Source organism: Candidatus Neomarinimicrobiota bacterium, assembly GCA_022567655.1.
Classification (GTDB): Bacteria; Fidelibacterota; SORT01; order SORT01; family SORT01; genus JADFGO01.
This window is the reverse complement of record JADFGO010000110.1, coordinates 1-6,247: the sequence shown is the minus strand read 5'-3', so window position 1 is coordinate 6,247 and position 6,247 is coordinate 1. Positions and strand designations below refer to the sequence as shown.

Annotated in this window: 6 protein-coding genes and 1 tRNA gene; 1 reads left to right on the top strand and 6 read right to left on the bottom strand. The window is 47.4% G+C overall.

The genetic code is table 11. The annotated features are described in order from the left end of the window. Positions 1–231 precede the first annotated feature (231 nt). Complete coding sequence (locus tag IID12_09450; protein MCH8289312.1) at positions 232–1,590, bottom strand: neprosin family prolyl endopeptidase; 1,359 nt, start codon at positions 1,588–1,590, stop codon at positions 232–234. Between the two features lie 290 nt (positions 1,591–1,880). On the opposite strand from IID12_09450, the gene IID12_09445 reads away from it, so the two are divergent. Next, a complete protein-coding gene (locus IID12_09445) occupies positions 1,881–2,099 on the top strand; it encodes a hypothetical protein (GenBank protein ID MCH8289311.1) in 219 nt (72 codons plus the stop codon). Here IID12_09445 and IID12_09440 read toward each other — a convergent pair. From IID12_09440 to IID12_09420, 5 genes are all read right to left on the bottom strand, one after another. Next, entirely contained in the window at positions 2,089–3,135 is a 1,047-nt protein-coding gene (locus IID12_09440; protein MCH8289310.1) for a hypothetical protein, read from the bottom strand. The two genes, IID12_09445 and IID12_09440, sit on opposite strands and share 11 nt — an antisense overlap. Before the next feature lie 492 nt (positions 3,136–3,627). After that, on the bottom strand, positions 3,628–4,764 hold the full coding sequence (locus tag IID12_09435) for an MFS transporter (protein MCH8289309.1): 1,137 nt from the start codon (positions 4,762–4,764) through the stop codon (positions 3,628–3,630). Between the two features lie 578 nt (positions 4,765–5,342). Further along, positions 5,343–5,528 carry a GIY-YIG nuclease family protein gene (locus IID12_09430; protein MCH8289308.1) on the bottom strand — a complete coding sequence of 62 codons (186 nt, stop codon included), beginning with the start codon at positions 5,526–5,528 and terminating at the stop codon, positions 5,343–5,345. A 57-nt stretch (positions 5,529–5,585) separates the two neighbouring features. After that, positions 5,586–5,676, bottom strand: a tRNA-Ser gene (locus IID12_09425). Between the two features lie 64 nt (positions 5,677–5,740). Next, the coding region (locus IID12_09420; protein ID MCH8289307.1) for a M28 family peptidase at positions 5,741–6,247 on the bottom strand (507 nt) is incomplete at its 5' end.

The window sequence follows — 6,247 nt, the reverse complement described above, 5'->3', positions numbered from 1 at the left end:
CTGTAAAATTCATTAGTGCCTTTCAAAATTATCTAAGATTTTTTAAATGCTGCTCCAGCCAATATAAGCGATAACAGGAACGAAAGTCCAGCGGCGTAACCAAAAATGCTTACAATACCCACACTTTGCACTATCGGTTGCGTAACGATAGGAGCAAGGAACTGAGCTAGGAATATGACCGTATAGTGCCTCGACTTTCCTCCGGCGAAAATTCAGGCGGTACAGCAACCCTTATTGACAATGTGCGTTATATCCGGGTCCTCCGAAATAGAAATACCGCTCCCAGCTTCCTGAACTGTTGTGCTGTTCAATATCGTAGCAGTTCGCGTCGGTGCGGGAGATAGTTAACGTGGGTCGAATATTCCAGTAATTACTCGTCGTAATAGTGCGTATTCTACGTTGATAGGCGGCGTATCCGAACCCATCTTTCGGAAAATGACCGCTGCCCATATCAGTCCGTGTGTGCCTCCCATCCGATCTCTTATCAGTGATCTCGCCGAAGAAGTGGGCTGTATCACCCCTGGGGCTCAATCCGCTGTTATCGAACAATTTTGCAGGGTAGTAACCGACCCAGGTGTTGCCGTATTTGAGCCACCAGTCTCCCGTATCACCATGCCGCTGCCAGCGAATCGTAAATTCCCAGGCAGTGCTCGAGTGAGGATGAGAACTGATATTGGTGAAACCGCCACCGATATAGACACTGTTGTTTACCTGGACGAATGCACTGCATGTAAGGTTATAGCAACCTCCCGATCCGTAATTGTCCGGTGTAAAGTAAATGAACAAACGCGGTCGGTAATCACTATATAATTGCCTGTATTTCTGCCACCCTGTTTCCACCGTCTCAAAGTTTCCGCCGGAACCGCGCGTTACAGCGATCTGCGAGAGACTGAATTCGTTGCTGCGTTCCGTGTAAGGACTCCATACATTGAGCGTGGATTGCGCTCCCCAGTTATCTCCCGAATGATAAGAGTTCGCATATTGGTGTAAGCTCGTAGGACCTGAACGCGTGTGAGGAGGTCGAGCCCGAAAGAAATCCTCCAATGTCTCGAAGTTATCCAGAATCTCAATGGTCAGATGCCGTATAGGCACAGCACCTTCGGGACAGGTTCTTCCATTTGCCCCGTACTCCTGCTGGGCCATCCGCGGCGGCTCGTCTCGAACAGGGTCGCCTATGAATGCGAGTGAGTCTCCTCGTGACAGCGCTTTGAGCTCGGTCGGAGGTTTGAATCTTATCTCAAGTACATCAATACCGGGAAGTCTCAGCGAAGGTTGCTTTTGCATATCGACACAGTCGATCACTTCTCCTGATGAAAGTTCAATCTTAGACACGACGTCCTCAGCGCGCACAAACTCTGCGATATAGCGTACCATACGCATTCGCTCCTTGTCGTCGCGAACCAGAACCGGCTCCTCATCACTCACGAGCAAGGTTTTTCCTATGTCCGGAGGATGAGGATGCGGACTCCCGTGATCACCCTTCTCGCTAACATATCGATACTCGTCGGGATTACAAGCCATCACAACCATACCCATCAAGAATATTCTTAGGTATTTTACTGCGCTTATCAGGCGGTTGGCGTGCATCATTTCCACCTCCTTTTTGATTTTATTTGTAATCAATTACCGTTACAGTTTTGTACCATTTACTATAGTCACAAACACACTTTCGTTTCTTGTTTCCAGATCAGACAAGAACATTTAGATTGATTAGCAAGCAATTTCACCATAAATTGTCGGTAATAAGTTGTCATAAATATTAGCACTGTTGACGTTTCATGAAATCCGAACGACTACTACAAATCTCAACGCATACTATCATCAGCGCCCTGCTCCTATTCACAATGACCTGTAAAAAAACAGAGGGTTTGCAATTAGGCATGCAACAGCAGGAAGTAATAAACCTTCTTGGCGAGCCGGACCACAAGGCATTCCTCGACGGGAAGGTGCTTCGATCGCTAAGCGACTTAGAAACTAATGATTTGGATAAGTACCGCATCGTTTTCACTTATGAAGATTCTGATATTCAAGTCTGGTTCAAAGCCGGGAAGGTGACGGGAGCTACCCGAAAGGGGATTTCTGTTTTCATTACTCCTTGATCGCATTAAGCAGTGATTTAACTCCAAGGACGTTTGGATATGAGTTCTTGTGTTGGTATCCAGCCTGTTCTATAAAGGTGTTGTACTCGGGACTTGCGTTTATTTTCCATGTAAGCGGGTCGGACTTCTCCAACTGTTCATATCCGGTTATAAATTCAATGATAAATTCAAGCAGCGCTAATTCAATGCCGGTCATCTGTATTTTTGCTTTTGAATAAAGACCCGGTATTTGATTTAGCGTGGCTGTTTCCCAGAAGTGCGGGACTACATCGAGTGTGTTATGGATCTTGTCACAGGACGCACCCATGAGTGAATTGAAATAGTATTTGAAATTCGAATCACCGGGTGTCGCTCCGGCAAATGGAGTCGTACAAAGAGAGGCGTTCCCTCGCGGATCCCATCCGGGTTCTATATTTTGCGACTGTTTAAACCAGAGCGCCAACGTTGCCGCGAGTGTGCCTCCGAGGCTATGCCCCGTGATATTTATATCTATCCCGCTCTTTTGAGTAATGCTTCCGAGGAAGGTGGTTATGTTTTGATCATGACCGGGTATCCCTTCCTTCGGTGTCATATGGCGTAACAGCGCATCCAATCCGGTATTGGTAGCCTCTGCAATTTTAGGAGTAGGAAGCACGCCCCTCCCGGAGGGAAACTGCCAATCCACTTTATCCCAGACCTCAAAATCTTCCTCTACCCAGTCTAAGACCGAGAGACCGTTCGTACCCCTTATCGCAACCACATAATTTGACGGTTGAGTGATCTGTTGGGCGACAAACATCATGTTATCCTGGAGAATAGCATTAGGAAATTTATATATGGCGGGGCCCCACACTACTTTCCAGTCCGGATCGATGTTATATGGCTGGTACAGAACCGGAATCTTAAGTATGGCTTTGTTAATCAGTGTTAATATCTTCTTTTCTACATTTTGAGAGCCGTTTGATGACGCAATCAGTGATTCACCTGAATAGGCAAGATATGCCATGCACAAGCTCTGTTTCTGTTGTAATGTCGGTTTAAATGTGGATTCATCCATGTTTAATTACCTTCATGTTCTTATTATATTGCTCGGCAGCGGCTGCCCATACTGCCATCCCGCCGACTACAGCCTCCGGCTATATCAGATGGCAAGACTGAGGATAATGTTATTTGATTCGGAACAACAAGCGGATTCTCACCGCTTGATGCCTGTTCTCCTGCTGAACGATCGTAGGTAGTAAAAGAGAACAACAAAATGACAAAAATGAAATACTCTGTAGATAGATATTTCATCGTTATCCTTTCATTTTATCGAGAAGCAACACTGCCCCCCATTGAAAGTAGATTACCTAATTAGAATGCTAAATCAGTTCTTGATCTAAATCGTTATTAAAAGCGACTGATAGTATAAATTTAATACTATAAAGAGTTAGTGTCAAGATTTATTTGGTGATTTTTCTATAATATTTGAAATTAGCCGAACAGTGATTGCTTAAAGACGCATGTTTGACCTATCACTTATGTTATCTGTTTGTGCAGGTAAGGACTTCTAAGATTTTCTAAAAGCTACTCCCGCCAATATAAGCGATAGCAGGAACGAAAGTCCGGCGGCGTAACCGAAAATACTGACGATACCTACGCTTTGCACCATCGGCTGTGTAACTATAGGCGCAAGGAACTGAGCAAGGAAAATGACCGCAGTCATGATACTGACGGCGCGTCCCCGCATCGCACCGGGAGCGGAAGTCGAAACCCAGACGTTCGTGTTCGGTGCGAACAGACCGAGAGAAATTCCGCCTATCAGCATCCCCCCGGCGAGGAGTCTGAAATCGGTAAAAAGCGCTATGATAAGATGATTTATCCCAATGCAGAGGAAGACCACCGCCATAACTCCCTGAAACGACAGACGCGCCTTGATCCGCCTGTAGTTCAGTCCTAATAACACTGCGACCGCCGACTGAAGCGCCAATGCTCCCCCGACATGAGTGTTCGTGGCTCCCACTTCCGAAGTAAGATAAAACGGAAGGTGCACGGGAAAGAGAAAGAGCAACAACATAGCGGAGAATGAGATTGAGTTTATGATCAGTGTCGGTTTCCAGGGGAATGTCACCTTCTCGTTCAAGACGTTCTCATCTGTTATGACCCGCTCGATTTTGGGTTCTTTAAAAGCGAAGATGACGCCGGGAAGGACCAGAAATGCGTGTAGATGGATCAGAAACGGATATCTCCACCCGATATCCGCCAATACGCCTGCGAGCGCTAAAAAAATCAGCCCGCCGACTCCGAGCGCCGCGCTCTGATAACCCATGAACCTGTTGAGTTCTTCCCCCTCGAAGAGATCGCCGATAAGAGTGATTATCCCGCTCATGATCCCCGCGGTGGCAAGCCCCAAAAAAGCGCGCCCTATAAGTATCCCCGACAATGTATCCATCCAGTAACCGGAACTCCCCGCAACGCCGTACACTATCAGGGACAGTAGAATAACCGGCTTCCTCCCCCATTTGTCGAGCAGCAGACCCGCGAACGGAGCGGTGATGGCGATTATCAGCGCCGGCATCGTCAGCGTGAGTTTTACGAGAAATTCCGAGTCGGGCAGATGACTGAAATAATCGCTCATCCCCGGCAGCGCAGGCGCGATACCCACTCCGGTCAGAACGAAGAGCATGCTCCCCAGCATTATCGTCAAATTTCGTGCTCTCGTCCGGTTCATTCGGGTAATGTAATCTTATTGAGTTCAGAGTACAAAGAAATATCAGTGTTGAATGACTGCTGCTTCTATTAGAGTGGATTATCTCCCTTCCTTACTAGGAGCGGAAGAGTAGCCTCTCCCCTTGAGGGGAGTGTCCCGGCTCAGCCGGGACGAGGGGTGTTATCTTTTTTAAACCATTAAATCACACCCTCCGCCCGTCCCGAAGCTTCGGGACGGACACCTCCCTCGAGGGAGGAGCATTTACACACCCCAGCCTTCCCTATCGGATTTTAAAAGGATCGGCTTCCCCTCTTATTAGAGGGGAATAAAAGGAATCACTTTATTGAAATAGCGGTCAGGATGAATCCTGACTCGCATTCAGCGTAGGGGCGATTCAAGAATCGCCAAAGGACAACTCTTGAGTTGTCCCTACATATCCCATCAAAGATGGGATAAACTCCCCCTCCTTTCAAAGGAGGGGATAAAGGGGTGGTTTTCCTTTAAAAAGCAGCGGAGAGGGAGAGATTCCCCGCCTGACCGACTACGTCTGCCAGTCGGGCAGGGAACTCATAATACTAATGATGCACTTGATCTAAAAACTTTCTACCTGCTGCCGATTTCAAATATTTCTCCCGCGCTCTCGCTTCTGAACGACTGCCAACTTCCTCTACGTAAAGTAACTTATATGGAGGATAATGTTTGGTGGACTTAACTTTTCCTGAATTATGTGTTTTAAGCCTCGAATCGGGATTTTGGCTCATTCCAACATAACGAAAATCAAAGTGTATACTTGAATTACATAGACGAACCACATTTAGCGGAGAGGGAGAGATTCGAACTCTCGGTGGAAGTATCACCCCCACTCTCGCTTAGCAGGCGAGTGCCTTAAGCCAGCTCGGCCACCTCTCCGAAGCACTGAATATAATCCGCTGCTCCCCCGACAGTCAAGCGGTTTAAGGCTGATGCTGCCGAATCAGGGCGCGGAATGAATAAGTTCCGCCTCCGCCCTGCTTGCATCCCTCAACGCGCGAAATTCGTCGTCTTTGTTCCAGTTAGGGAATTTGGAACTGTTAGCCAGCGTATATCCGATGTCGAATACCACCTGAAGATATTGCATGATACCGTCCACATTCAGATCATCGGTGTATTCATCCGACAGCTTGTGATAGTTAGAGTCAACAAACGCTTTATAAAAAGCCAGACCCCACTCCTGACCGTGTTCGCGGCTGTCAACGCCATTATCCATCGAGAGCGCAGGCAGACCCTTTCGGGCTAAACTGATATGATCCGACCGGTAATAATATCCCTGTTCAGGCCAGGGATCTTCCTGCAGACGCATACCGATCTTTTTAGCGGCACGGGCGGCATAATCGTCTAAATCCGATTTACCCATACCGAAAACTATCAGGTCGTTCGTCTCGCCAATAAAGTTCAGCATATCGATATTTATGTTAGCGACGCTTTTCCCGAGCGGAAACAC